General features: G+C 62.8%; 20 protein-coding genes and 8 pseudogenes. 10 read left to right on the top strand and 18 right to left on the bottom strand.

The window, feature by feature from the left end:
* The first annotated feature begins 36 nt into the window (after nt 1–36).
* The 4 genes and pseudogenes from PD885_RS18585 (at nt 37) to PD885_RS18570 (ending at nt 3,534) form a co-directional block, all read left to right on the top strand.
* A pseudogene (locus PD885_RS18585) lies at nt 37–1,404 on the top strand (IS5 family transposase).
* A 24-nt stretch (nt 1,405–1,428) separates the two neighbouring features.
* Nucleotides 1,429–1,664 (top strand): annotated as a pseudogene (locus PD885_RS18580) (ABC transporter ATP-binding protein); the annotation flags it as partial.
* Between the two features lie 235 nt (nt 1,665–1,899).
* Nucleotides 1,900–2,076 (top strand): annotated as a pseudogene (locus tag PD885_RS22850) (ABC transporter permease); the annotation flags it as partial.
* A gap of 342 nt (nt 2,077–2,418) precedes the next feature.
* On the top strand, nt 2,419–3,534 hold the full coding sequence (locus PD885_RS18570) for an alpha/beta hydrolase family protein (RefSeq protein WP_088057050.1): 1,116 nt from the start codon (nt 2,419–2,421) through the stop codon (nt 3,532–3,534).
* A gap of 59 nt (nt 3,535–3,593) precedes the next feature.
* Here the strand turns inward: PD885_RS18570 and rarD are convergent.
* The 7 genes and pseudogenes from rarD to rocF form a co-directional block, all read right to left on the bottom strand.
* A pseudogene (rarD, locus tag PD885_RS18565) lies at nt 3,594–4,503 on the bottom strand (EamA family transporter RarD).
* 15 nt (nt 4,504–4,518) lie between these two features.
* A pseudogene (locus PD885_RS18560) lies at nt 4,519–5,124 on the bottom strand (DMT family transporter); the annotation flags it as partial.
* A 160-nt stretch (nt 5,125–5,284) separates the two neighbouring features.
* The gene (locus PD885_RS18555) at nt 5,285–5,485 is read right to left on the bottom strand and encodes a hypothetical protein (protein ID WP_002809511.1); all 201 of its coding nucleotides are present in this window, start codon (nt 5,483–5,485) and stop codon (nt 5,285–5,287) included.
* Nucleotides 5,486–5,667: 182 nt separating this feature from the next.
* Nucleotides 5,668–6,957 carry a tryptophan--tRNA ligase gene (locus PD885_RS18550; RefSeq protein WP_002809514.1) on the bottom strand — a complete coding sequence of 430 codons (1,290 nt, stop codon included), beginning with the start codon at nt 6,955–6,957 and terminating at the stop codon, nt 5,668–5,670.
* Nucleotides 6,958–7,284: 327 nt separating this feature from the next.
* On the bottom strand, nt 7,285–7,419 hold the full coding sequence (locus PD885_RS18545) for an entericidin A/B family lipoprotein (RefSeq protein WP_002809516.1): 135 nt from the start codon (nt 7,417–7,419) through the stop codon (nt 7,285–7,287).
* 79 nt (nt 7,420–7,498) lie between these two features.
* Nucleotides 7,499–7,651: an entericidin A/B family lipoprotein gene (locus PD885_RS18540; protein WP_002809518.1), complete on the bottom strand. Its 153-nt coding sequence runs from the start codon at nt 7,649–7,651 to the stop codon at nt 7,499–7,501.
* Nucleotides 7,652–7,759: 108 nt separating this feature from the next.
* Nucleotides 7,760–8,683, bottom strand: coding sequence for an arginase (gene rocF, locus PD885_RS18535; RefSeq protein ID WP_002809521.1), 924 nt, complete (start codon nt 8,681–8,683; stop codon nt 7,760–7,762).
* Between the two features lie 357 nt (nt 8,684–9,040).
* Between rocF and PD885_RS18530 the strand changes: the two are divergent.
* Nucleotides 9,041–9,434: pseudogene (locus PD885_RS18530) on the top strand (roadblock/LC7 domain-containing protein); the annotation flags it as partial.
* Nucleotides 9,408–9,675 (top strand): annotated as a pseudogene (locus tag PD885_RS22845) (GTP-binding protein); the annotation flags it as partial. The pseudogenes PD885_RS18530 and PD885_RS22845, both read left to right, overlap by 27 nt.
* A gap of 1,026 nt (nt 9,676–10,701) precedes the next feature.
* On the opposite strand, the gene PD885_RS18520 reads toward PD885_RS22845, so the two are convergent.
* A protein-coding gene (locus PD885_RS18520) for an IS5 family transposase (RefSeq protein WP_088057049.1) occupies nt 10,702–11,500 on the bottom strand; the annotation gives its coding sequence in 2 pieces (ribosomal slippage) (nt 10,702–11,230 and nt 11,229–11,500; 801 coding nt in all).
* A 199-nt stretch (nt 11,501–11,699) separates the two neighbouring features.
* Between PD885_RS18520 and PD885_RS22265 the strand changes: the two genes are divergently transcribed.
* From PD885_RS22265 to tmk, 3 genes are all read left to right on the top strand, one after another.
* Entirely contained in the window at nt 11,700–12,077 is a 378-nt protein-coding gene (locus PD885_RS22265) for a hypothetical protein (RefSeq protein ID WP_231892705.1), read from the top strand.
* Nucleotides 12,078–12,427: 350 nt separating this feature from the next.
* The gene (locus PD885_RS18510) at nt 12,428–13,795 is read left to right on the top strand and encodes an IS5 family transposase (protein WP_065975027.1); all 1,368 of its coding nucleotides are present in this window, start codon (nt 12,428–12,430) and stop codon (nt 13,793–13,795) included.
* 972 nt (nt 13,796–14,767) lie between these two features.
* Nucleotides 14,768–15,451: a dTMP kinase gene (gene tmk, locus PD885_RS18495; RefSeq protein ID WP_002809527.1), complete on the top strand. Its 684-nt coding sequence runs from the start codon at nt 14,768–14,770 to the stop codon at nt 15,449–15,451.
* Between the two features lie 32 nt (nt 15,452–15,483).
* Here tmk and PD885_RS18490 read toward each other — a convergent pair whose 3' ends face one another.
* From PD885_RS18490 to PD885_RS18480, 3 genes are all read right to left on the bottom strand, one after another.
* Entirely contained in the window at nt 15,484–16,842 is a 1,359-nt protein-coding gene (locus PD885_RS18490; protein ID WP_088057048.1) for an IS5 family transposase, read from the bottom strand.
* Nucleotides 16,843–17,115: 273 nt separating this feature from the next.
* On the bottom strand, nt 17,116–17,649 hold the full coding sequence (locus PD885_RS18485; RefSeq protein WP_002809530.1) for a cytochrome b: 534 nt from the start codon (nt 17,647–17,649) through the stop codon (nt 17,116–17,118).
* Nucleotides 17,646–18,743 carry a catalase family peroxidase gene (locus PD885_RS18480; protein WP_002809533.1) on the bottom strand — a complete coding sequence of 366 codons (1,098 nt, stop codon included), beginning with the start codon at nt 18,741–18,743 and terminating at the stop codon, nt 17,646–17,648. Before PD885_RS18480 ends, PD885_RS18485 begins: the two co-directional genes overlap by 4 nt.
* A 179-nt stretch (nt 18,744–18,922) precedes the next feature.
* Between PD885_RS18480 and PD885_RS22260 the strand changes: the two are divergent.
* Nucleotides 18,923–19,184: pseudogene (locus PD885_RS22260) on the top strand (RNA polymerase sigma factor); the annotation flags it as partial.
* On the opposite strand, the gene PD885_RS18470 reads toward PD885_RS22260, so the two are convergent.
* The 7 genes from PD885_RS18470 to PD885_RS18440 all read right to left on the bottom strand — a co-directional run bounded on the left by PD885_RS18470 (nt 19,178) and on the right by PD885_RS18440 (nt 25,540).
* Nucleotides 19,178–20,548: a leucyl aminopeptidase family protein gene (locus tag PD885_RS18470; protein WP_002809538.1), complete on the bottom strand. Its 1,371-nt coding sequence runs from the start codon at nt 20,546–20,548 to the stop codon at nt 19,178–19,180. The pseudogene PD885_RS22260 and the gene PD885_RS18470 overlap by 7 nt on opposite strands.
* A 44-nt stretch (nt 20,549–20,592) precedes the next feature.
* A complete protein-coding gene (locus PD885_RS18465) occupies nt 20,593–21,330 on the bottom strand; it encodes an HAD family hydrolase (protein ID WP_088057047.1) in 738 nt (245 codons plus the stop codon).
* Between the two features lie 147 nt (nt 21,331–21,477).
* On the bottom strand, nt 21,478–22,584 hold the full coding sequence (locus PD885_RS18460) for an AI-2E family transporter (protein WP_002809543.1): 1,107 nt from the start codon (nt 22,582–22,584) through the stop codon (nt 21,478–21,480).
* A 175-nt stretch (nt 22,585–22,759) separates the two neighbouring features.
* Entirely contained in the window at nt 22,760–23,143 is a 384-nt protein-coding gene (locus PD885_RS18455; RefSeq protein ID WP_088057046.1) for a hypothetical protein, read from the bottom strand.
* Nucleotides 23,140–23,622: a hypothetical protein gene (locus PD885_RS18450; RefSeq protein WP_088057045.1), complete on the bottom strand. Its 483-nt coding sequence runs from the start codon at nt 23,620–23,622 to the stop codon at nt 23,140–23,142. The genes PD885_RS18455 and PD885_RS18450 overlap by 4 nt, the downstream gene beginning before the upstream one ends.
* Before the next feature lie 3 nt (nt 23,623–23,625).
* Nucleotides 23,626–23,988: a hypothetical protein gene (locus PD885_RS18445; RefSeq protein ID WP_002809551.1), complete on the bottom strand. Its 363-nt coding sequence runs from the start codon at nt 23,986–23,988 to the stop codon at nt 23,626–23,628.
* A gap of 115 nt (nt 23,989–24,103) precedes the next feature.
* Complete coding sequence (locus PD885_RS18440) at nt 24,104–25,540, bottom strand: Do family serine endopeptidase (protein WP_002809552.1); 1,437 nt, start codon at nt 25,538–25,540, stop codon at nt 24,104–24,106.
* Between the last annotated feature and the right edge of the window lie 109 nt (nt 25,541–25,649).

Below are 25,649 nucleotides of genomic sequence, written 5' to 3'. Positions count from 1 at the left end.
GCTACGCTGAAGGCTGGTTTCTTGCAATTTCCGCCCATGCGTACACGCCGTCCTGCTGCCGAGACAGACCCGCCGATGAGTTGTTTCGTTCGCGGCTGGAGAACCAGATCGATCTGCGTCATCCGCTGGCGCGGCTGAGCCAACAGATGCCGTGGGCGGCGTTGGAGCAAGCACTTTCATCGCGCTTGCCGGCCACCCAGGCCGGTGGCGGTCGGCCGGCATTGCCGGTGCGGCTGATTGCCGGTTTGCTCTACCTCAAACAGGCCTACGACCTGTCCGATGAAGCGGTGTGCGAGCGCTGGCTGGAGAATCCGTACTGGCAGTTCTTCACCGGCGAGGTCGTGTTCCAGACGCGTTTGCCGTGCGATGCCAGCTCGCTGACGCGCTGGCGGCAGCGCCTGGGTGAGGCCGGGATGGAAGAGCTGCTGGCGCACACCATCAACGCCGCGCATGCGATGCAGGCGGTGGACGCACGCGAGTTGTCGCGGGTGATCGTAGACACCGCGGTGCAGGAAAAGGCGATCGCCTATCCGACCGACAGCCGTTTGCTGGAGGTGGCACGCAAGAAGCTGGTGTTACTGGCCAAGCGGCACGGCATCGGATTGCGGCAGAGCTACGCGCGGCAAGGCCCGGCCCTGAGCCGCAAGGCAGGTCGGTATGCGCATGCGTGCCAGTTCAAGCGGATGCGGCGCGTCCTGCGACGTCAACGCACAGTGCTGGGACGGCTCGTGCGCGACATCCAACGCAAACTCGATCAGGTAAACACCGGCGTGCGCGAGCGCATCGCTGTCTGGCTGGAACGTGCGCAACGGCTGTACACGCAGCGTCCGAAGGACAAACAAAAACTCTACGCATTGCATGCCCCGGAAGTGGAATGCATCGGCAAGGGCAAGGCGCGTCAAGCGTACGAATTCGGCGTCAAGGTCGGCATTGCGGTCACCGCCTGCAAGGGATTGGTCGTGGGTGCGCGCAGCTTCCCGGGCAACCCGTACGACGGCGATACCTTGGCCGAGCAGCTGGAGCAGACACGCGGGTTGCTGCAGGATGTGAGCGTAGAACCGACGGTGGCGATCGTGGACCTGGGCTATCGCGGGCGCGAAGTCGATGGCGTGCAGGTCCCTGCATCGCGGCAAGGCCAAGACGCTGACGCGACGGCAATGGCGCTGGATCAAGCGACGGCAGGCGGTGGAGCCGGTGATCGGACATCTGAAAGACGACTGCAGGTTGCGTCGCTGCAGGCTGAAAGGTGCCCAAGGCGATGCGCTGCACGTGCTCGGCTGCGCGGCCGGCTACAACCTGCGTTGGCTGCTGCGCTGGATCGCGTTTTTGCGGGCCTGGATACGGGCGATGGGATGGTCATCCTTGAGTGCCGTGCCGCTGTCACCGACGGCACTTGGCGCTTGAAGGGGATTTTTCAGGGACGACTAACAAGTGGCGATTGCACGCGCGATCGTGTCCGACCCTACTTTTTTGATCTGCGATCAACCCACCGGCGATCTGGACTGCCACAACGCCGAAGAAATCCTGCGCCTGCTGCTGCAGCTCAATCGCGCGCACGGCAAAACCATCGTCGTGGTCACCCACGACCCGAAGCTACCGAGTACGCCACACACACCATCCATCTGGACAAGGGCGAGCTGGCTGACGCGCCGCTCGCGCTTTGAAGCAGTGACGCCATGAAGTATCTCTCACTGGTATAGGCGCAGTTGTTCCGCAGCAAGACGCGCTCTACTGACGCTGCTATCGGTGGTGGTGGCGTTCTTGCTGTTCTGCATGCGCGATTCGTTGCGCGTGGCATTCACCTCTGGCAGCAACATCAGCGTTGTGGCCAAACTGGTGGTGGCATCGCGCTTGTCGAGCAACCAATTGCTGCAGGTCAGCCTGGAATCGCAGATCTGCAGCGTGTCCGGCATCGCCGCCGACGCCGATGGCCGCCCGATGCTGTCGCCGGAACTCTCGCAGATGGTCAACCGCTTTCACGTCCGATGGCGCACCGACGTCAACGCGCAGCTGCGTGGCGTGGGCGAACAGGCATGGACGGTGCACGAAAAGGTCAAGATCGTGCAGAGCCGCCGACCCGCGGATCAAACTAAATGTGGAAACTACCCGCGCGTATTCAAGGTGTCGCCGGAGCTGGCTGAAATGGGCGCTGGGCATTGGCACGGTCGGCAGGCTGTTCCCGGCGTTGCGGGCGGCGCGGTTGCCGATTACCACGGCGTTGCGCGAGATCTAGGTGGGCCGCCGGCCCACCGGGATGCGTGCGTCGGGATTGGGGATTCCTTACAGCCAGAGCTCACCCGACGCGCGCTGCGGCTGAACGCATGAGGCGCTGTCATCGTTTTGTCACTGTAGTGCGGTAGCTGCATGAATTGGGCAGGTCGTAGAGTGCTGGGCCGTTTGATCCATCGATGTGTCGCCATGACGCGTTTGTTGTTGCTGGCCTGCGCCTGCCTGTGGCTTGCCGGCTGTTCTTCGCCCTCGACCTCGCTCAGCGAGCGTCTGGTTGCGCCCGGTGGGGTGTCGCCGTTGCCGGACGAAAAGCGCATTGCCGCCACCATCGCCACGGTGCCCAACCGCAGCGGGCACGTGGTAACGCGCGATCAGGTGCCGATCTTCTGGCGTGCGATCGATCCCGGCCAGTACGCCATGCGCTATCGCTATCTCGGCCAACCCAACGATCCGGCACATGCGCTGGATGTGGACTTGAGCTTCAAGGTGCCCACCGTCGCGGCGTTGGCGCCGCGCGGCACCGTGGTGCTATTGCACGGCTGGATGATGGACGGCGACTCGCTGCTGCCGTGGTCGCTGCAGCTGGCGCAGGCTGGCTACCGGGTGATCACCATCGACCTGCGTAACCACGGTCATTACGGCGGTGGTCCGTCCGGTTACGGCACGCGCGAATCCGATGACGTCATCGCTGTGCTCGACGCACTGCAACCAAGCGGCGAAATCCGCGGCCCACTGTATCTGTTCGGCATTTCCTATGGCGCCGCCACCGCCTTGTTCACCGCCGACAAGCTTGGCGACCGCGTTGCCGGCGTGGTGGCGATGGAATCCTTCGCCAACGCCGGGCGCGGCATTCGCGACATGGTGCCGCACCTGCTCGCCAGCCGACCCAATGGTTGGCGCGGGCAGGCGGTTGCCGCGTATGCGCGTTGGCGGTATGCCGACCAGAATATCGATGCAGTAATCACCGCGGCCGACACCCAACTCAAACTGGATCTGGATCGCGTCGATGTCGTGCACGCATTGGCCGACACGCGCAGCTGTGTGTTGGTGTTGCATGGCGATGCCGATCAGCACATTCCGGTTGCGCATGGCCGCGCGCTGGCGCTGGCCAGCCCGCGCGTACGCTACGTCGAACTGCCCGGAGAGAATCATCTGAGCCTGCCGCTACGGCTGGATCTGCTCGGCGGGCCGATCGATCAGTGGCTGGCGCAGACGCAACAGGACCCGAGCCACTGCCCCGCGCCGCAGTCGCTGCCGGCTTCCACATTCGCGGTAGCAACCCCACTGACGGTGCCGCGCGGCTGATACCGCAACAAACGCGTTCTGACGCGCAGCACGCACACAGGATGAAACAAAGCAATCCCTCAGCGCAGCACAACCGGCTGCCGCGAACGCAACACGCTGTCGCCGACGAACAGCAGCAAGCCGACCCAGATGGCGGCAAAACCGATCGCACGTCCCTGATCGAATGGCTCCTGGAAAAACCACACGCCTAGCAGCAACTGCAGGCTCGGCCCGATGTATTGCAGGCTGCCCACCAGCGACAGTGGGATCCGCCGCACACCATATGCAAACCCGATCAGCGGCAATGCCGTTATCACCCCGCCGAAGATCAGCAACAGATCGGTGCGCAGGCTCCAGCCATTCAAAAATTCGCCGCCGTGTCCCTGCTCGCCCCATACCGCCAGCAGCAGGGCCGGCACGAACAGATACACGCTTTCCACGCCAAGCCCGGCCACCGGATCCACCGCCACCAACTTGCGCAGCAAGCCATAGGCGCCAAACGTAAACGCCAGCCCCAACGCGATCCACGGCGGCGCGCCGGCATCGATGGCCAACCACAACACGCCCGCTGCCGCGAACATTACCGCCACCCACTGGATGTGGCGCAAGCGCTCCTTCAACACCAGCACGCCCAACAACACGCTCAGCAGCGGATTGATGAAGTAACCCAGGCTGGCCTCGATCGCATGGCCGGCGTTGATCGCCCAGATATACAGCCCCCAATTTGAAGGCAATCGCCACGCTGCTGCAGGCCAGCATCCGTAGCGCGCCCGGCTGTGCTGCAATTTCGCGCCACCAACGCACCCCCGATGTCGCCAGCAACAAAGCCACCACCAGCACTGCGCTCCACACGATACGGTGCGCAATGATCTGCAGCGATGGCACTGCCTTGAGAAGATGCCAATACAGCGGCACCATACCCCACACCACGAAGGCCGCTGCGGTGATCAACAGCCCACGACGCGCCTCGATCGGCGAGACCGCACTCATCCGCGCCCTGGCGAAGGCGACCACCAGCACGCCGCCGCTCAGCATCTGAGCGGCCGCGGTCATGGACGGCGATGGCAGATCGCGCCCGCGCGAGCACACCCAACCGAACGCCCAACCGATCGGCGCGATCGGCAACGACACCAATTCGCCCGGCGTTGCGGTAAAGCTGCTGCCGGCGTTGAGCCAGCCCACGCCCACGAAGCCGATCACGCTGCCCAGCCATTCGCCACGACTGGCGTACTGCCCGCGCAACGCGCCAGGCAAGACCATCGACAATGGCACCGATGCCACTGCGGTGGCGGGCAGGCCGGACGACACACTGCGCTCGGCCAGCACCGCCATGCCGTTGCCCAGCAGCAACAACCCCACATCCATTAACGCCACGTTCTTCGATTGCGCACGCGTTGGCGCGGCCACACCACACCAGCGCAGGACCGCATACAACACCGTGCCGGCCAAGATGAGACGCGCACCCAACACCATAGTCAGCGGCTGCACGCCACCTTCCAGCGCAAAGCGAATCGCCAGATAGGTCGAGCCCCACACCACATAGAACAGCAGCAATGCGGGAACGACCAGCCCACTGCGCGCAGGCGCTGCAGCGTCGTGGGAATAAGACATTGGGAAGTGCCGACAATAGCGAGAAGCGCCGATTCTAAATCAGCCCTGCCAGTGCAGTAGCGGACGCGACTGCGCGCTTAACGGATCACTGCATTGCACCTATGCGGGCGGCACATTCAACACTGCGCCGCCCGCATGGCTCTTAGAGCGCTTACCAAAACTACTGCGCAGCTGCCAGGTGGGCGCAGATGGCCTTAAACTCCGAACTGTCCTGCCAGCCCGGCAACTGCCGGCCGTTGGCCAGCGCCACGCCCACGTCGTAGACCAGCATGGTGTCGGTCGCGTGGCTGCTGGCGTCCCATCGCGGGGTCCAGCGATCGCAGGGCTGGTAGTAGCAATCGGCAAAATATTTTCGGCGCACGGTCGACGGCCGCCTGACAACTGCTCGCCGCGTTCGCACGCCAGACCTGTCGAAGCGCGCTGCAATACGATCACGCAAAAGGCAGGTGCGGCAGTGCGCCGTAGTCAATGCGTCCGCACACATGCCGCGCACCGCTCAGGCTGTTTGCAGCCAGCAGCCAACCTCTCACACTATCGCTGCGGTTACGCCCCGCGCAGTGCGTGCATGGCCGCAAGAATCACACGTGCGTCCACCTGCGCATGCACACCCGGCAATTGCAGATCGCTGGCCTGCTCGGCCTGTTTCAGCCGCGCAATCACCTGGCCGGCATCGCGCGGCGACGCGAAGCCATCGCTCTGCAACAGCAACATGCCGGCGCCATCGTTCAACTTGAAATAGAACTGCCCATCATTTTCGCGGTATTGCTTGAACGCAGGCGACGCGATCTTTTCGCCAGCATCGGTCGTAGATGTACCGGCCTGACTGGACAGGTCGCGCAAGCCCACCGCATCGCGCAACTCGGCCAGCAACGGCGTGGCGTAGCGCGCGCGCAGACGTGCGCCACCGGCACGCAGAATCGCTTCGATCCTGGCCGGCTCGGCCATCAGCGCTTCATAGCGCGTGCGCAGCGGCGCGATCTCCTGATCGATGCGTTCGAACACCTGCTGCTTGGCATCGCCCCAACCGATCCCACTGGCAAAGACCTGCGCAAATGCAGCCATTTCCTGCGGCGTGGCGAATGCCTGATACAGCTGGAACAACGCCGAGCCTTGGGTGTCCTTGGCTTCACCCGGGGCGCGCGAATCGGTGAGGATGGAAAACACCAGCTTGCGCAATTGCTCGCGCGGTGCGAACAGCGGAATCGTATTGCCGTAGCTCTTGCTCATCTTGCGGCCGTCCAGGCCGGGCAAGGTTGACACCTGCTCGTCGATCACCGCTTCGGGCAAGGTGAAAAAGTCTCGGCCATACACATGGTTGAAGCGCTGTGCGAAATCGCGCGCCATCTCGATGTGCTGGATCTGGTCGCGTCCCACCGGCACCTTGTGCGCGTTGAAGATCAAGATGTCCGCTGCCATCAGTACCGGATACATGAACAAGCCGGCGGTCACGCCCGCATCGTCGTCCTCGTTGTCGGCGCGGTTCTTGTCCACCGCCGCCTTGTAGGCATGCGCGCGGTTGAGGATGCCCTTGCCGGCCACGCATGTCAGCAGCCACATCAACTCGGTGGTTTCGGGCACATCGGACTGGCGATAGAACCACACCGTTTCCGGGTCCAGGCCGCAGGCCAGCCAACTGGCAGCGATTTCCAGCGTCGAGCGCTGCGTGCGGGCCGGGTCCTGCGCCTTGATCAGGCTGTGCAGGTCGGCCAGGAAGTAGAAGCTCTCAGCATCGGCAGCCGTGCTGGCGTGGATGGCCGGGCGAATCGCGCCGACGTAATTGCCCAGATGCGGGGTGCCGGAGGTGGTAATGCCGGTGAGGACGCGAGTGGTCATCTGCGTAATGCCAGGGAGTCAGCCGGCAAGTCTAGCGGTTCCGTGCGCCTGCCATCGCCGCGTCGAGCTGAACACGTAGTTCTTGCGAAACCAACGCAGAACGGGCCGCGTTAGAGCATGTTATGCACGTTGGGATGAGTGCAAATCGGCCTGTGGCGCGCCGACACTGCGTTACGCGCTTTGCCCAGGCCACCAGCCTGGGCTGCAGCGCAGCGACTTTTCGCCGGAGCGCATACTGCGCGCGTTTGACGCGCCAACGCCCCTACGAAAACATCGGGCCAAAAAAACGGGCCTTGCGGCCCGTTTTTTTCTGTATGCGGCGTTAGATCACTTGCGCGCAGCGTCTTCCACCTTCTCGCCAGCGCCCTTCACGTCCTTGCCGGCACCTGCGACGGTGTTGCAACCCGACAGTATACCGACCGACAACACCGACAGCACCAGCAGCACAATTGCACGCTTCATAACAGACTCCTTCTTGGGTAAGCGGCGACTTGCCGCAGATCAATCAAATCAAACAACTAATATCAGACAAAACACGAAATCAGCACTTACCGTCGCTGCAGTTATCGGCCTTCTTTTCGACCTTGCTGCCCGCGCGTTGCATATCCTTGCCGGCGCCAGCAAAGGTGTTACAGCCAGTCATCACGCCGGCCGAAAACAGGCCCAGCACCATCAGTGTCAGCAGTCGCTTCATCGGTTTTCCTCTGTTATGCGCCGGTGCCAATGCACCGTGCTTGGCGCCAAATCTGACTGCGCGGCCGTGGATTTGATGTGAACGCGGCCCGCCGCGTTCAGCGGTCGATCAATCTCGCATCAGCGTCGACTTGCCGAACAGACTCTCGACCAGATCCACCGCCAGTTCGGCGGTCGCGTTGCGGTTGTCCAGCACCGGATTGAGCTCGACGATATCCAGCGACCCCATACGCCCGGTGTCGGCAATCATTTCCATCACCAACTGCGCCTCGCGGTAGTTGGGGCCACCGGGCACAGTGGTGCCCACACCCGGCGCGATGCTGGGATCAAGGAAGTCGACATCGAAGCTCACATGCAGATGGGTGTCTTCGCTCATGCCGTGCAGCGCAGCTTCCATAGTGCGCTTCATGCCGGCTTCGTCGATGTAGCGCATGTCGTAGACGTCGATGCGGTGCTGCTTGATCAAGCGCTTCTCGTCCGGGTCAACCGAGCGGATGCCGATCTGCCGCACCTGCTCGGGCAACAGCGCCGGCGCACTGCCGCCAAGCTGGGTCAGCGCGTCCGGCCCCAGCCCGCACAGGCAGGCCACCGGCATGCCGTGCACGTTGCCGGACGGGGTGACCTGGCTGGTGTTGAAGTCTGAATGAGCATCTAGCCACAGCACCCGCAGTGGTCGCCCTTGCTCGCGGCAATATTTCGCCACCGCGGTGATGGAGCCGATCCCAAGGCAATGGTCGCCGCCGAGCATGATCGGCATGCGTCCGGCGCGCAGTTCGGCATAGCTGGCGTCCATCAGCGCCTGGTTCCAGGCCACTACTTCATCCAGATGCCGGTAGCCGGCCTGTGGGGCCTGCCACGGATTACGCGGACCATTCAGGTTGCCCAGGTCGCACACCTCCACGCCGCGCCCGATCAAGGCCTCCTGCAGACCGGCGATGCGCAGCGCTTCTGGCCCCATCCGCGCACCGCGATGGCCGGCGCCGATGTCGGTGGGGACGCCAATGAGGGAAACCGGCATGTCCTGCGTCGCCATGCATCGCTCCAGCATCGATAAAGCCGTGCAGTCTAGTGGCGCGCTCACGCAGTGACGCGCGGCAGCGCAGCACGGCACGCTGCTTGCGTCACGGGATCGGGTGTTGCAGCTGCACCGGATGGTCGTCAAAAGTGACGCGATAAGCCAGTTTCTGGCGCCGGCCGCGTTAGCTACCGTGCTTGCCTGACCGCACGGTGAAGACGCTGAGGCCGATGCAGCGCTGGGTGAATGTGCCCATGGCATGGTGCGCCGGCCAGCGCGGAAACTGCTTCACCGACAGGTTCTTTTTATCGCGCAGGTCGTTTCACACAGGGAAGATTTATGCATTACAATGATAGCTAGGTCGTCAAAGCTGCCGTGGGCGAAGTCGTGCAGGCGTCGCATCAGTACGACCTGCAACGCATCGACGCGAGTTCGAGCAGACCATCGCGCGTGAGCCGGGCACTCGCTTGTTGATGCTGTCCACCGCCGACGGTCGCGCCATCACCGAGCAATCCAGCCCGGATGTCGACGGTCGTCGGCTCGCGGCAATGGCCAATTCGTTCCTGACCTTGGGCATACCCTGGCGCGCGAAGCCGGCTTGAGCGAAGCCGATTACGCCACCATCAGCACCCGCGGCGGGCAGTTGATGCTGATCCGCATGCGTGTCGACAAGCCGCTGACGCTGGACGCCGTGGGCAGCACCGACATCAATGCGGCCGCGCTGTCGTTCAACGCGCGCGACTGCGCCGGCGCGTTGAGCGTGATCGTGCTGACCAGCGCGCGATCCGCAGATGCTCGATGCCACGGTGGCGTTGTTGCGCGAGTTTTTGCAGATTGCCCCCCGACGCCAACTTGGCGGTGGGCATCACCATGACTGACGAGGTCGAGGACTTTTTGCTGCCACCGTTCCACGATGCGTTGGTTTCCGCATCCCGGTCATGCGCGTGGAGGCGCGCTCGGCCACCCAGATCATTTTCCTGATGAAGTCGCTGCGGTCCTATCGCTATACTTGGACGCCCAACTGCTCGGCAGCGCGGACGGCGCAGGCAGGCGTGGTCGCCACGCAGGGAGAACAAGGAATCCGGTCACGGCGGTGCCTGAAAGGGCGTCACGCGGGGGATGCCGCTTCTAGGGTGGCGGCGACGCGTCCATCTTCCTTGATGCCAGCAACGGGACTCAAGCATCACACGATTGGGCACCGTGTCCGACTTATTCAGCATGGCGCGCGGTCAGAAGCGAGGACATCGGGACATTCCCGACATCGCCCGGAACATACCGGTGATACGGCTTAAGCAATAGCTCTGGCGGCGGACAGCCTTTTCGTTGCGGCGGCATGCCCTGGTGACGATGCGCTCACCGCTCGTTGCCACGTGTCGGTCATGCAGCGCGTCGTGCAAATCGTGCAACTGACAGCGGTCGCGCTGGCGTTCTCATATGCAGCGCTATCTGCCCCCCCGCCTCCAGAGAAGCACTAGCCCGACGGAAAGGGAATCCGCGCGCTTATGCGCGATCAAATTACCCGAAGGAAGAAGCGCAACCCAACGCGCATCAGTGCGCCTGTTCAACAGAAGCGTTAAGCGACGGTGTCGCTGAGATGGTGCCGGCACCCGGATGCAAGCCCCCTTGTGCTGTGAGAGTTTCCGGGCAGTGGGGGAACTTCCGCTCAGCCGGACTTCAATCGGTTCTTAGTAAGCCAACTGCCGTATGGTGATCATCACAAACGTTAAGGAGCTGACTCATGTCGCAGACCCAGAAGTTCAAGATCCATAGCTTGGCAGGAAAATTCAGCACATCGGAGCTCACAAAAGGTCGCCTTAGTGGGTCGGTGTGCATTCACTGGAGGCGGAATGCCTGGAGTGCGGTGACAGATGGACCGCGCGCGCTAGCGGAACCGCCGTGATCACTCCGCCGGGCTGCGAATCTATCATCAGCTGCCCTGAATGCAATGCCGAGGAAGCCATTAGCGACAAGCAACTCCAGCCCTTGAGCGAACGCGCTCAGTAGCAATGTGCCAGCGAAACAGACTAAGGGCCTGTTCACGATCTTTTGAGTAGAAGCGCCAAGAAGGCCAGATGGATGAACTGCAAGCTGGTGTTGAGTTTGCGCTCGCAGTTCTTCCACAGCCTTCGGTTTTTCTCCAGCCAGGCAAAACTGCGCTCGACGATCCAGCGCTTGGGCATGACCTTGAAGGTGTGCAGTTCGCTGCGCTTGGCAATCTGCACCGTGAGCTGCTCGCCTAGAATCTCTCGCACGCCTTCGGCAAACGGTACTCCGGTGTAACCACTGTCGCACAGCAGGCTTTGTACATGCGTCAAGTTTGACTGACAGCGCTCCAGCGCCCGCAGCGCACCTTTGCGGTCGGTCACCTCCGCCGTCGTCACCGCGATGGCATGGGGCAACCCCTGGGTATCAACAGCGATATGCCGCTTGATGCCCGACACCTTTTTGCCCGCGTCATATTCCTTTTGCCCGGCTGTGTCCGTGTTCTTGACGCTCTGCGCGTCCACGATCAAGAACCTGCTGAAGATGTTGCGCTCCTGTTTCTGGCGGGCCACGCCAACCTGATTTTTTGAGCGCCCGCTCCAGCAGGCTCACTCCTTCATCGTCGCACTCGCTCCACTTGGCAAAGTACGCGTGCACGGTCCGCCACTTCGGAAAGTCGCTGGGTAGCGCTCGCCATTGGCAACCGGTTCGCAGCACGTACAACACTGCGCACCACACCTCATACATATCCACTCGGCGTGGCTTGGTGCGCTTGCGCGCTTGTTCCAGGATCGGGAGGATGTGTTCGAAACGCTCCCGGCTCACGTCGCTCGGATAGGTTTTTTGGCGCATCCGCAGAGTCTGCACCAATCAGGAAAGATCGTGAACAGGTTCTAAGGGCTCGGACCGGCGAACGCGCCGAGTGCCGAACTGCCTCAACGGATGTGCGCCGCATCACACGGCAACCATGTTCTATTTGACGCAGTTACAGTTTATCTATAAAAATAAAGATTGAGCAATGATGCTCGATGGAAATGCAAAGGAGTTGACATTGATCAAGTACGTGGTGAGTGCGGTGCTCGTGGCAGGGTTTGCTTTTTCGTCCTCAGCTCACGCAGCAGCCGGAATTTGTAATGATTGCAACCTTGGACAGAAGCAGACAATGTCTCGCGAGCTCGGGGTGGGTGATCACCATCTGTGGGATTTCAATCGCCGAACGGTCTACCACATGATCGTCTTGGTCAACGGCAGGGGTAGCCCACCCAATCCGATGTCTGCACCTGCAGCAGACTATGTTCGGCGTACCTCAGACCCAAAAGTGACGGTAACTGCTGGTGGGCAACTGCTCGTAAAGGAAGTCACTCTGACCGCTGTCGAGCAGCAGGCCTCGCTGTGTACGATGCGAACGGTGGATCTCCCTATGTTGTAAGCACGCTGCCGGCAAACATCACTATCGCCACCTCCGCTGCAGCAGGAAAAATAGCAGCTAGAGTTGGTCCGCGGGCCGAAGCAACACGCCCCATGACCGCAATGGATGCTGTCACCACTCCCGCTTATCGAGAGGCTGCGGCGCGAGCAGCTTTGGGTATCGACAATCTTGGGCCTTTTTGGTACTTAAATGAGCAGCTTCGAGTCGTGGTCTCGAATTTGACAAGCGTAATTAGTCGCCCCTGAAAAACCCCAACCACCCAACGACCGCAAGGCCTTGATGTCTGCACCGGCGTGCCAGAACTACCAGTGTTCGCTACGCTGAAGGCTGGTTTCTTGCAATTTCCGCCCATGCGTACACGCCGTCCTGCTGCCGAAGACAGACCCGCCGACGAGTTGTTTCGTTCGCGGCTGGAGAACCAGATCGATCTGCGTCATCCGCTGGCGCGGCTGAGCCAACGGATGCCGTGGACGGCGTTGGAGCAAGCACTTTCATCGCGCTTGCCGGCCACCCAGGCCGGTGGCGGTCGGCCGGCATTGCCGGTGCGGCTGATTGCCGGTTTGCTCTACCTCAAACACGCCTACGACCTGTCCGATGAAGCGGTGTGCGAGCGTTGGCTGGAGAATCCGTACTGGCAGTTCTTCACCGGCGAGGTCGTGTTCCAGACGCGTTTGCCGTGCGATGCCAGCTCGCTGACGCGCTGGCGGCAGCGCCTGGGTGAGGCCGGGATGGAAGAGCTGCTGGCGCACACCATCAACGCCGCACATGCGATGCAGGCGGTGGACGCACGCGAGTTGTCGCGGGTGATCGTGGACACCACGGTGCAGGAAAAGGCGATCGCCTATCCGACCGACAGCCGTTTGCTGGAGGTGGCACGCAAGAAGCTGGTGTTACTGGCCAAGCGGCACGGCATCGGATTGCGGCAGAGCTACGCGCGGCAAGGCCCGGCCCTGAGCCGCAAGGCAGGTCGGTATGCGCATGCGCGCCAGTTCAAGCGCATGCAGCGCGTGCTGCGACGTCAACGCACAGTGCTGGGACGGCTCGTGCGCGACATCCAACGCAAACTCGATCAGGTAAACACCGGCGTGCGCGAGCGCATCGCTGTCTGGCTGGAACGTGCGCAACGGCTGTACACGCAGCGTCCGAAGGACAAACAAAAACTCTACGCATTGCATGCCCCGGAAGTGGAATGCATCGGCAAGGGCAAGGCGCGTCAAGCGTACGAATTTGGCGTCAAGGTCGGCATTGCAGTCACCGCCTGCAAGGGATTGGTCGTGGGTGCGCGCAGCTTCCCGGGCAACCCGTACGACGGCGATACCTTGGCCGAGCAGCTGGAGCAGACACGCGGGTTGCTGCAGGATGTGAGCGTAGAACCGACGGTGGCGATCGTGGACCTGGGCGATCGCGGGCGCGAAGTCGATGGCGTGCAGGTCCTGCATCGCGGCAAGGCCAAGACGCTGACGCGACGGCAATGGCGCTGGATCAAGCGACGGCAGGCGGTGGAGCCGGTGATCGGACATCTGAAAGACGACTGCAGGTTGCGTCGCTGCAGGCTGAAAGGTGCCCAAGGCGATGCGCTGCACGTGCTCGGCTGCGCGGCCGGCTACAACCTGCGTTGGCTGCTGCGCTGGATCGTGTTTTTGCGTGCCTGGATGCGGGCGATGGGATGGTCATCCTTGAGTACCGTGCCGCTGTCACCGACGGCACTTGGCGCTTGAAGGGGATTTTTCAGGGACGACTAATTAACATCGGCGTCATACAAAGCCCATTTGTTGTCACAAACATAATTCAGTTTCCCGATGGATCTCATTTTAAAGTTGAATGGAATTGGGTCCTGAAAGATTACTCATACGTGAAGGGATCTGCTAAGGATGCCCCGCTGGGAACATTATCCCTGAAAACAAGGCCGATGTCACAGGAGGAACCGATGGCGTGCGCAACTATGTCTACCCCAACTACCGAGAATCTCTGGATGCCGGCGAGAGAATGGTTGAGCACATTGGTAACCTCGGCGTCAGGTGGCAAGGGGCTACAACTAGGCCGGCAGACCGCAGCTTCCACTTAGCCTGCACAAGTACCACATCAGGGGCAGTGTGCCAAATCGTCGTGATGTGAATATATGAATAATCAGATGCAAACTAACAATGCATTTGCGATCCGCTCTTTTCTATCGCTTGCAGGCGGAGTGGTTTTATTTCAGGTCGGAAACTTGCTAGGGAAAGGCTCCGCGTATCAAATCAATTGGTACTTCATTGCGTTGTGCGCCTTTTATGCATTGGTTCCTATAGCCATCATTCGAACTATTCAGCACCGCCCCAGTTTTTCTAGGCGGCTCTATTCGATAACTCTGAGCACGTTGGCACTAATCGCAGTTGCAGGGGGAGTTGCTCTTTCGATTGCTCCTCTTCCTGGCCCCTAGCGCTCGGCAAGATCGGGGTGCCTTCTGGCCCGTACTGACGCAGGCTTATGTCTGTGTCGGCTCTTTTCAACTCACCTGCAGCCCTAAACGTTGATCTTCGCCGCACAGCGGCCGCATATCGCGAACAGAAGCGCCCTGCAATCTCGGCGCACGACAGCAGCGCCGCTTCGGTGGCGCGTAACGGCGCAGACCCCGACCCGCGGGGATCGTCAACGGCAGGGCGCCTGCCACGGCAATGCTGGAATGCGGATTCATCGATTAAAGTAGCGCGATGACAATCGAACTGAAGCCCGGCGGCTTGTTGATCGCGATCGAAGGGATCGACGGCGCCGGCAAGACCACCCTCGCCCGCAGCTTGGCCACCACCCTGGAAGCGGCGGGCGCGCGCGTCGTGCTGAGCAAGGAGCCGACCAACGGCCCCTGGGGCACCCAACTGCGCCAGTCCGCCGCTACCGGTCGCCTGAGCGCGGACGAAGAAGCCGAGCTACTGATCCGCGACCGCCACGAACATGTGGACACCCTGATCGCACCGGCGTTGGCACGCGGCGACATCGTGATCCTGGACCGCTATTTCCCCTCGATGATCGCTTACCAGGGCGCCGCCGGCCTGCCGCTGGACGACCTGCTGGAACGCAATGCCTTCGCACCACGCCCGGACGTGCTGTTGCTGCTCGATCTGCCGCCACCCACCGGTCTGGCCCGCATCCGCGCCCGCGGCGATGCACCCAACCACTTCGAAACCCAGGACAACCTGGAGCGCTGTCGCACAATTTTTGCGCAGCTACAGTTGCCGGGAAAACACCTCCTCAACGCCAGCGCCGATGCAGACAGCGTGCTACGCCAGGCCCACACCATCGTCGTGGCAGCACTGGCCGAACGGCTGAGCGACGCCGCCGCGCGCACTGACGCAGAAAGGGCCATACTAGAACTGCTATCGGCAGGTCGCCTGGCCTGATCTGCTTAGTAGTCGTCCCTGAAAAATCCCCTTCAAGCGCCAAGTGCCGTCGGTGACAGCGGCACGGCACTCAAGGATGACCATCCCATCGCCCGCATCCAGGCACGCAAAAACGCGATCCAGCGCAGCAGCCAGCGCAGGTTGTAGCCAGCGGCGCAGCCGAGCACGTGCAGCGCATCGCCTTGGGCACCTTTCAGCCTGCAGCGACGCAACCGGCAGTCGTCTTTCAGATGTCCGATCACCGGCTCCACCGCCTGCCGTCGCTTGATCCAGCGCCATTGCCGTCGCGTCAGCGTCTTGGCCTTGCCGCGATGCAGGACCTGCACGCCATCGACTTCGCGCCCGCGATCGCCCAGGTCCACGATCGCCACCGTCGGTTCTACGCTCACATCCTGCAGCAACCCGCGTGTCTGCTCCAGCTGCTCGGCCAAGGTATCGCCGTCGTACGGGTTGCCCGGGAAGCTGCGCGCACCCACGACCAATCCCTTGCAGGCGGTGACCGCAATGCCGACCTTGACGCCGAATTCGTACGCTTGACGCGCCTTGCCCTTGCCGATGCATTCCACTTCCGAGGCATGCAATGCGTAGAGTTTTTGTTTGTCCTTCGGACGCTGCGTGTATAGCCGTTGCGCACGTTCCAGCCAGACAGCGATGCGCTCGCGCACGCCGGTGTCGACCTGATCGAGTTTGCGTTGGATGTCGCGCACGAGCCGTCCCAGCACTGTGCGTTGACGTCGCAGCACGCGCTGCATGCGCTTGAACTGGCGCGCATGCGCATACCGACCTGCCTTGCGGCTCAGGGCCGGGCCTTGCCGCGCGTAGCTCTGCCGCAATCCGATGCCGTGCCGCTTGGCCAGTAACACCAGCTTCTTGCGTGCCACCTCCAGCAAACGGCTGTCGGTCGGATAGGCGATCGCCTTTTCCTGCACCGTGGTGTCCACGATCACCCGCGACAACTCGCGTGCGTCCACCGCCTGCATCGCATGCGCGGCGTTGATGGTGTGCGCCAACAGCTCTTCCATCCCGGCCTCACCCAGGCGCTGCCGCCAGCGCGTCAGCGAGCTGGCATCGCACGGCAAACGCGTCTGGAACACGACCTCGTCAGTGAAGAACTGCCAGTACGGATTCTCCAGCCAACGCTCGCACACCGTTTCATCGGACAGGTCGTAGGCGTGTTTGAGGTAGAGCAAACCGGCAATCAGCCGCACCGGCAATGCCGGCCGACCGCCACCGGCCTGGGTGGCCGGCAAGCGCGATGAAAGTGCTTGTTCCAACGCCGTCCACGGCATCTGTTGGCTCAGCCGCGCCAGCGGATGACGCAGGTTCTCCAGCCGCGAACGAAACAACTCGTCGGCGGGTCTGTCTTCGGCAGCAGGACGGCGTGTACGCATGGGCGGAAATTGCAAGAAACCAGCCTTCAGCGTAGCGAACACTGGTAGTTTTGGCACGCCGGTGCAGACATCAAGGCCTTGCGGTCGTTGGGTGGTTGGGGTTTTTCAGGGGCGACTTGTTAGCCAATCTTATTGGGCGGTGATCGGGCGAGGGATCGCAACCGGGCGCTGATTACGGCTCCCCCGGCCATATTGACCTTGTGCCCCCCAGCTTTTGTCCAGCTGGGGAGATGCCTGTGATCTGCGCAGCCGTGGACAGCTCCGAGAGCTGGCCTACCGCCCCCCACGCGCCATGCTGGAAAACACGCCATCCCGCCGTATCCATGCATGAAATAGCGCAGCGCTCAAATGCCCCAGCACAGTGGCGAACAACAGATATGCCAACCAGCCGTGTGCGCTACGCAACCACGCATATAGCGCCGGATCGTGCGGTGCGATCGCTGGCAAGTTCGCGCCCGGCCACAGCACGATCGGATACCCACCGGCCGACAACATCGCCCAGCCGATCAGTGGCATGCCCAGCATCAGCGCATACAGCAACCAGTGCGACGCAATCGCGGCGGCCTTCTGCCACGCGGGCAGATCGGCCGGCAACGGCGGTGGGCGGTGACGCAGACGGTTGATCAACCGCAGCACCGCAAGAATCAGAATCGCGATGCCCAGCGGACGGTGCAGATTGATCAACCACGGCCGCTGCGTAACCGAGGCGACCATGCCTACGCCGACGAACAGCATGGTCAGGATCATTGCCGCCATCAGCCAGTGCAGCACGCGGGCAGGCAGATTGAAGTGGGTATGGCTGCTCATGGGTGGGTTCCCTGGCCGGTGGCAGCGCTGCCTTGGCCGTTGGCGATTTCGTGTTCGCGACGATTGAACGAGTGCGAATACACCGACGAACGTGCCGCCAGAATCGGGTCGTTCGATGCGGCGATACCCTTGGGCAGGATCAGCGGGTCGTAATTCAGATCGCGACACGGACCGGTGGCTTGCGGCTCGGCATGATCAATCGACACGGTGCCGGCCACGATCTGCTTGCGGCTTTCCGGCCACGGCTGCGACGGATCGTCGACCGGATCGCCCGGTTCGGCGACGCTCAGCACCAGATCCCAGCGCAACGGTCCCTGCGCCAGGCGCGTGTCCAGATCGGTGGCGAGAAAATCGCCATCGGCCTGCGCCCGCTGCTGCGCACTCAACGCTTTGAACGGCGTATGCGGACGCATCGACCAGCGGATGTAGCGCTCGCGTCCATCGGCGGCAATTGCACGGAATGCGTCGACGCCGTTGTACTGGGTGTTGGCCCAGCTGTCCGACCACGGTGCGGTCTTGGCCCACTGCTGAAACTTGGCCGCTTCCGGATACTGCTTACCGAATGCTGCCAGCTTGGCCGGGTCGGGCTTGCCGGTGGCCGGGTCCGGCTTGGAGGCCATGTTGAGCGCCTGAAAACCGGCCGGCGTGGCGACCACAAAGAACGGAAAACTGTTCATCGCGGTGCGCCATTCCTGCCCATCGTCGCTACGCAACAGCAGCGCCATGCTGCGCACCCGCGCCGCGCCATCGGCCCCGTGCGGGTCGCCGCCACCGATCGACATCCGACCCAACACCGGCGTGCTGGCCTGGCTGAAGATGCGTGCCGACGACAGCCAGGTCGCCTTGCCGCTGGCCTGAAATTGGCCGCTGACGCACACGCCCTTGGTGTGCGCGCGACGGAAGCCCGGATGCGGTGGCCCGCTCGCTTCGATGGTGTCGGTCATGCGCGCGGCGGTGAGCCGGTCGCCGCCGATCCAGCCGGCCGTCCAGGCGAACGCGAGCGCAATGCCGCCGGCAATCGTTGCAATGCCGAGCAACGGTGCCACGGGACGACGTGCGCGCTGCGGCGGTGGAGATGGAGGTAGCAAGGTCATGGCTGGCTCCGTGATTCGATGAGGCAAGTGGTCGATGCAGTGGGTCGTCAATGCAGTGAGACGACGTGCGATACGGTTTATTTCCGTCCACATAAGAAAAGTGCGGCACGCACACGACCCGTGGGAATAGTCCACGCTCTAGTGCGTCTACTGTGTGATGCCAGCACCACAATCGGCCGATGGATGATCTGGACGACCGACTTCGCGCGGTGCTGCCGACACTGCGCCGCCTTGTGGGCTCGCTGGCCGGCAAGCCAGTCACTGCCGAGGATCTTGGTGCAGGCCATGCTGGAACGCGCGCTGCGGCGCTGGCGCACCCGGCACACCGTCGAGGCGTTGCAACCGTGGCTGTTCGCCGTTTTTTATCGCCACTTGCTGGACGCGCAGCGACGTGCTGCGGGTTATGGACGCCCGCGCTGTATCGCAGCGCTTACTCAACCGCCGTAACGCTGCTTCAGCATCGCGTAGGCCGAGCGCAGTGCCAGCGCTTCGCCGCCTGCCGGGCGGCCGGGGCGCTCGCTGTCGTTCCAGGCGTAGACGTCCAGATGCGCCCAGCACTGGCCAGGTGCGACAAAGCGCTCCAGATAGAGCGCGGCGGTCACCGCGCCAGCCATGCGCGAGCCGGCGTTGGCCATATCGGCCACATGGCTGTTGAGATAACGCAGGTACGGGCGCCATAGCGGCATGCGCCAGACCGGGTCGCGGGTCTGCTCGCCGGCACTCAGCCAAGCCTGCGCCAATGCATCGTCGTTGGCGAACAGTGCCGGCAGGTCCGGGCCCAACGCGATACGTGCGGCACCTGTGAGTGTGGCGAAATCCAGGATCAGATCCGGGCGCTGTTCGGTGGCGTAGCTCAGCGCATCGCACAGCACCAGCCGGCCTTCGGCATCGGTGTTGTCCACTTCCACGCTGACGCCGACGCGCGTGGTGATCACTTCGCCGGGACGGAACGCATTCGGACCCACTGCGTTCTCCACTGCAGGAATCAGCAGCGTCAGCCGCACCGGCAACTGCTGCGCCATCACCAGGCCGGCCAGCGCCAATGCGTGCGCTGCACCGCCCATGTCCTTTTTCATGTTGCGCATTCCGTCGGCCGGCTTCAGATCCAGGCCGCCGGTGTCGAAGCACACGCCCTTGCCGACCAGCACCAGATGCGGATGCTCGGCCGCGCCCCAACGCAATGCGATCAAGCGCGGCGCACGATGCGAGGCTCGTCCCACCGCATGGATGGTGGGAAAATTTTGCGCCAGCAATGCTTCGCCGACGATGGCCTCGACCCGCGCACCATGCGCCTGCGCCAGCGTGTGCACGGCATCTTCCAGTTGCTGCGGACCCATGTCTTCGGTGGGCGTGTTGACCCAATCGCGCACGCGGACACAGGCTTCGATCAAGGCGCGGGTTTCTGCCGAGGGCGTGGCCGCCAGTTCGGCCGGCGCCCGCGGCACCTTGCGGTAGCGCGAGAAGCGATACGCGCCCAACCCCCAGCCCAACTGCAGCAACGCCTGTTCGGTCTCGCTCAACGCGCTGGCCAGCATCCAGCGACTGGCCGGCGGTAGCGCCAACGGTGCATGTGCATAAGCGTAGGCATCGGCGCGATCGCCGATACCGAGGATCGCGCCGGCCAGTCCTTGCTCGCCCGGCAACAACAAAACGCTACCCGGCGCGGCGTCGAAGCGCTGCGCCTGCGCCCACGACAGCACGCGCGTTGGCTGCTCGGCACACCAGTGCGCAAAGCCTTCGCGGTCGAGCACATACAGCGGCAAGGCCGCAGCGTTGGAATCGATGAAACCGGTGAGGTGCGACATGGAAATCCTCGAATGCGGCGCCGTGCGCCGAGCAAAGGTTGGGCTCAGGCGGGAACCCGGATGCCGTCGTGCGGCGTGCCTGGATGCAGCTGTTGTGCGTCCAGCCAATCGGCCAGCCCGGTCATGCTGTCGAACTCCAGGTCCGGCTGCTGAGCGGGGTGCGACCACACCGCACCGTCGCGGTTGATCCAGCACGCGCGCAAGCCGGCATCGAGTGCGCCGAGCACATCCATGCGTACGTGGTCGCCCACATGCAGCACCTGCGCCGGCGGCGCCTGCAGGCGCGCGCACGCGGCCAGGAAGATACTCGGATCCGGCTTGGCGCTGCCGTGCTCGCGCGAGCCCAGCTGAAACGCGAAGTGATGCATCAAGTCGATGCACTGCAGATCGGCATTGCCGTTACTGAGTGCGGCCACCGGCACATGCGCGGCGATACGGGCCAGTGCGTCGAGCGCGTCCGGGTAGCATTCCACCTGATTGCGCGCGGCATAGAACACTTCATAGGCAGGCTCCAGCAACGCCAGATCGCCGCCGCTCTCGCGCAAGGCCATCTCCAGCGTCAACCGACGCAGCGCACTGAGGTCGTGATGCAGATGCGGGTTGTCGGCAAAGCTGCGCTCGCGCAACTCACCCATTGCCTTCACCGGAAACCGCTCGGCAGTGACCGGACTGTGCTCACGCATCCAGTCGTGCAACACCTGATCGATATGCGCACCGATCGGCGCAAAAGGCCACAACGTATCGTCTAGGTCGAGAGTGATGGCGTTGATGTAGAAGCTCATGCGCCGATCTTACGGTTGTGGCGATGAAAAGGGGATCGGGGAGTCGGGATCGGCAACTCGCAACAGCGGTGTGCCGGCGCCTGGACCAATCCCGCAGCGCAATGCAGCTGCCTTTGCAAATCCCTAATGCCGACTCCCCAATCTCGGTCACTCAAGTAGCCTGGCCCAGCGCTGCATCCCTTCCACCCGGCTCAGCACCATCTTAATGCAGACCAGCAGCGGGACCGCCAGCAGCAGGCCGAGCATGCCCCAGAGCCAGCCGAACAGCATCAGCGCCAGGATCAGCATCAGCGGCGAGATCGCCATGCGTCGGCCGAGCACGATCGGGGTGACGACCTGGCCTTCGATGGTGTGCAGCGCCAGATACAGAATCGCCGGCAGCAGCGAGGACAAAGTGGTGCGGAATTCCACAAAGCCCATCAATAGCATCAGCATCACGCCGATCAACGGACCCACATACGGTGCGAAGTTGAATAGCGCCACCACGGTGCCCCACAACAACGCTTCAGGCAGCGGAATCTGTAGCGCATACAAGATGCCGGCAAAAATAAGGCCGACCAGCGTGTTGATCACGCTGATGGTGAGTACGTAACGCGACACCTCGCGTTCGATATCCAACATGATTTCTGTGGTGAAGCGTTGTTGCTGCCGGTTCTGCAGTAATGCAATTGCATGCCGCTGCAGGCTCTCGCCATAGACCATGAAGAAGAACGTCAGCAGCACCACCGCCAGCACCGAGGCAGCGAGCTTAGGCGTGCGCACCAGCGCCTTGTAGGGGTCGTCCATCTGCGTGCGCACGATCTGCACGCCGCGCTGGCCTTCGCCGCCGGCCGCGCGTGCAAAATTTTCCGCCGCCTGGTTGGCTTGCATCACCGGCTTGGTGAAATCACGCACATCGCGCGCAATTTGCCGCATTTGTCGCGGTGCCTGCTGCACCCATTCGGCGGCCGGGCCTGCCAGTTGCGCGGCTAAGGTCACGGTGCCGGCCAGACCCAGGCACAGCACCATCAATGCGCCGATAAAGCGCGGGATATACAGCTTGCGCAGACCGCGCAGGATTGGGTTGCCGATCAGCGCGAAGAACGCTGACAGCATGATGGGCAAGATGATCGTCTGCGCGGCCCACAGCGTGTAGCCGACCGCAAGCGTGGCCAACACGACCATCGACGCAGGCGCGCGCGGGCGTGGTGCCGATGGCGGCGGAAGCGAATCTGCCGGTGCGGCAGCATCCGATGAGTTGACGGGAAGAGACATGTGCACCCTGGCAGCAGACTGGCGTACTGCCAGCGGTGCGCCATTATCGGCACAACACGTCAACGGCGTGCACAGAGCCTGCGCGCGCGGTGTCACTAAGGAACGTTGCAGATGGCTGCTTCAGCCGGGCATTGGACTGCGCAGTAACCATGCGGCCCGACAGACGGAGCTAGCCTCAGGCAGCGTGCTCGACCGGCACCTGCACAACCGTGACAGGAGCATCGGCAGCGACCTCTTCGGCATTGTCGGCGGCGCGCGCGGCTTGTTCGGACGCTTCCTGCACACGGTGCGCAGTAAACAACGCAGAGATCGTGCTGACCATCTGTAAAATCTTGGGGATGCCGCCGAGCTTGCCGGCGATGCTGCCCAGCGCGGCCTGCGGTTCGTTGCGGCCAGTGATGAAGCCCAGCCCGAAACCGGCCACCACAATGCGCAGCGGGGACCATCCTGCCCGCCATGCCTGGCCCAGCTCACCCCAATGTAGACGCGTCTCTTGGGCGCGCCCTTCCACTAAAAATTCAGCGCGCTCGACGCGCTGACGCAAGGTACCGAACTTCATGTACGTGCTCCACTGGCAGGCGATGCGGTGGCGTCGTCGCTGTGGTCATCGAAAATGCCCAACTTGATCAGCTGACGACGTGTTGCGTTCAAGCCGGTGTGATCAAAGTAGAAGAACACCCGCCATGCCGCGATGCCGGTGACCAACAGGCTGGCCAGCGCAGTAAAAAACATTGCCTGGAACCACGACAAACCGGCGCGTTGCAGCAAGGCAATGATCGCGCCCGCCAGCAACAACCACGACGAGGCGCCGAACACCACGGCCACGCATGCCCATGCCAGACCGCGTCCGAATGCGCTGCGTGCCAGTTGCAGGTCGGCCGACACCAGCCGGCGTAGTGCACGGCTGGTGTCTTTGGCCGAGCCCAGCGTTGCGCGGCCGGCTGCGCCGACCGCCCGTACGCTTTCGTCCAGTCCTGGCGTGTCCGAACGCGCGTTCTGCGCGTCGGAGGCGGCAGCTGTAGAAGCCTGATCGCTCACGACTTAGTCGTCGTTGCTGCGTGCCAGTTTGGCAATGATCCAGCCGGTCGCGAAGGCAACGCCGAATGCGGCCAGCGGGCGCTCACGGATCAAGTCGGTGGCGCTTCCCAGCAGGTCGTTGCCCTTGCTGACCAGTACATCAAGCTGTTCTTTGGCAGCGGCGCCGCCGAACTCGGCAGCGGCCATGCCGGCCAGTGCGGTGTCGGACAGTTCGGCCTTGACGTTGGCGCGGCCAAGCTTGAGCTCATCGCCTGCAGCGCTGGTAGCGCCCTTGACGGCTTCGCTGGCAGCACTGGCAGCGGACTTCAAATGGGTGCCGGCTTCGCTCAGGTTTTCCTTCAGCTGATCGGTATTGGTGGGGCTCATGCGATATCTCCTTTGGTCATTGGTGGCAGCCGCGACAGCGTGCGGGCGTGGTGCAGCAATAGCATCGCCGCAGTGTAGGGGGTGTTAGTGGATGTGCACCGCCGTGCAGGCCAAGTCAACGCATGAGTGCGTCGTACTGCGCGTTGCCACGCAGGATACGCACGACCAACTGCTCCGGCTTGCGTTGGAAATTGGCGCGCCAGCTGGCCAAGTCCGCAAACTCGCCGACACTGCTGGCCACGATCACGTCGCCGGAGACCAGACCATTGGCTGCTGCACGGCAACCACGTTTGACCTCGCTGACCATCACTCCGGTGATGCCGGATTGACGTAGCGATTCGGGCAGGTCCACAAAGGTGGCGCCACTCAGGCGCGGGTCCAACATGTCGCCGGTGACGGCACGGTCCTGCTCCTTCAAGGTCGCCTTGAGCTTGAGCGGTTTGCCATCGCGACGGATGTCCAGGGTCACCGCGCTACCGACGGCTTGCAGGCCTTCGTAGTTGTGCAGTGCTTCGGCGCTGTCCACGCGTTGATCGTTGGCCGCCACCACAACATCGCCTGGCTGCACGCCTGCGGCGGCCGCAGCTGAGCCCGGCAACACGCGTGTCACCAAGGCGCCGCGTAAAGAATCCACACCCAAGCCCTGCAGCATTTGCTGCGTGAGATTCTGGGTCTCCAGACCGAGCGTGCCGCGCACCACCACGCCCTTGGTCACCAATTGCTCGACCACGTTGCGCGCCAGGTTGGACGGAATCGCCAGGCCCAGCCCGATATTGCCGGCCATGCTGCCCTGCGGATTGAAACTGGCGGTGTTGATGCCCACCAGCTGACCTTGCAGATTGACCAGCGCACCGCCGGAATTGCCCGGGTTGATCGAGGCATCGGTCTGGATGAAGTTCTGATAGCCCAGCCCGCGAATACCGCTGCGGCCCACCGCCGACACGATGCCGGAGGTCACCGTCTGGGTAAAGCCGAACGGGTTGCCGATCGCCACCACGAAATCGCCCACGCGCAGCGCATTGCTGTCGGCCAATTTGATGTCGGTGAGGTTGTCGGCCTTGATGCGGATCAGCGCGATATCGGTATCGGCATCGGAGCCGATGAAATCGGCGTTGACCGTGCGCCCGTCTCCGAGTGTCACCTGCACGTCGTCGGCATTTTCGATGACGTGGTGGTTGGTCAGTACATAGCCCTTTTGCGCATCGATGATCACGCCCGAACCCAGCGATTCGTCGATGCGGTCCTGCGGCACCTGTGGAAACAGCCGGCGCAGGATCGGATCGTTGAAGAACGGGTTGCGCACGCGCACCACTTGTTTGGTGTTGACGCTGACCACCGCCGGCATCGCCCGTTGCAGCATCGGCGCCAGCGACGGCACCGGTTGGCCGGCGACGGCTGCCGGGAGCGCCGCGGCGCTAGGCAAGGTGAAAGCGGCATTGCCGGCCGGGGTTGCCTCGGCGCGATTGTCCAGCCAGGTAGTGATGCCGGTGGCGGCAAATCCGCCGAAGGCAGCGGCAAGCGAAAGAGTCAGCAGGGTGGGCAGCGGTCGCATGGAACGTATTCCGGGTTGCGCGGTGGAAGAGAAATAGGGCGTCTGACTGCGTAAATCAAGCTGAACGAGAGTGCCTGCTCGCAATTTAACTTTCGGTGAAAGTGACGCC

The sequence above is a fragment of the Xanthomonas fragariae genome (assembly GCF_900183975.1).
Classification (GTDB): Bacteria; Pseudomonadota; Gammaproteobacteria; order Xanthomonadales; family Xanthomonadaceae; genus Xanthomonas; species Xanthomonas fragariae.
This window is presented reverse-complemented; position numbering and strand designations above follow the sequence as displayed.

What these genes read in the sequence shown, in the direction of transcription:
- PD885_RS18485 (WP_002809530.1), bottom strand. Translation starts at nt 17,649, where the DNA reads ATGAGCAGCCATACCCACTTCAATCTGCCTGCCCGCGTGCTGCACTGG.
- tmk (WP_002809527.1), top strand. Translation starts at nt 14,768, where the DNA reads ATGACAATCGAACTGAAGCCCGGCGGCTTGTTGATCGCGATCGAAGGG.
- PD885_RS18490 (WP_088057048.1), bottom strand. Translation starts at nt 16,842, where the DNA reads ATGCGTACACGCCGTCCTGCTGCCGAAGACAGACCCGCCGACGAGTTG.
- PD885_RS18510 (WP_065975027.1), top strand. Translation starts at nt 12,428, where the DNA reads ATGCGTACACGCCGTCCTGCTGCCGAAGACAGACCCGCCGACGAGTTG.
- PD885_RS18460 (WP_002809543.1), bottom strand. Translation starts at nt 22,584, where the DNA reads ATGTCTCTTCCCGTCAACTCATCGGATGCTGCCGCACCGGCAGATTCG.
- PD885_RS18470 (WP_002809538.1), bottom strand. Translation starts at nt 20,548, where the DNA reads ATGTCGCACCTCACCGGTTTCATCGATTCCAACGCTGCGGCCTTGCCG.
- PD885_RS18465 (WP_088057047.1), bottom strand. Translation starts at nt 21,330, where the DNA reads ATGAGCTTCTACATCAACGCCATCACTCTCGACCTAGACGATACGTTG.
- PD885_RS18545 (WP_002809516.1), bottom strand. Translation starts at nt 7,419, where the DNA reads ATGAAGCGTGCAATTGTGCTGCTGGTGCTGTCGGTGTTGTCGGTCGGT.
- rocF (WP_002809521.1), bottom strand. Translation starts at nt 8,683, where the DNA reads ATGGCGACGCAGGACATGCCGGTTTCCCTCATTGGCGTCCCCACCGAC.
- PD885_RS18455 (WP_088057046.1), bottom strand. Translation starts at nt 23,143, where the DNA reads ATGAAGTTCGGTACCTTGCGTCAGCGCGTCGAGCGCGCTGAATTTTTA.
- PD885_RS18445 (WP_002809551.1), bottom strand. Translation starts at nt 23,988, where the DNA reads ATGAGCCCCACCAATACCGATCAGCTGAAGGAAAACCTGAGCGAAGCC.
- PD885_RS18440 (WP_002809552.1), bottom strand. Translation starts at nt 25,540, where the DNA reads ATGCGACCGCTGCCCACCCTGCTGACTCTTTCGCTTGCCGCTGCCTTC.
- PD885_RS18540 (WP_002809518.1), bottom strand. Translation starts at nt 7,651, where the DNA reads ATGAAGCGACTGCTGACACTGATGGTGCTGGGCCTGTTTTCGGCCGGC.
- PD885_RS18480 (WP_002809533.1), bottom strand. Translation starts at nt 18,743, where the DNA reads ATGACCTTGCTACCTCCATCTCCACCGCCGCAGCGCGCACGTCGTCCC.
- PD885_RS18570 (WP_088057050.1), top strand. Translation starts at nt 2,419, where the DNA reads ATGACGCGTTTGTTGTTGCTGGCCTGCGCCTGCCTGTGGCTTGCCGGC.
- PD885_RS18550 (WP_002809514.1), bottom strand. Translation starts at nt 6,957, where the DNA reads ATGACCACTCGCGTCCTCACCGGCATTACCACCTCCGGCACCCCGCAT.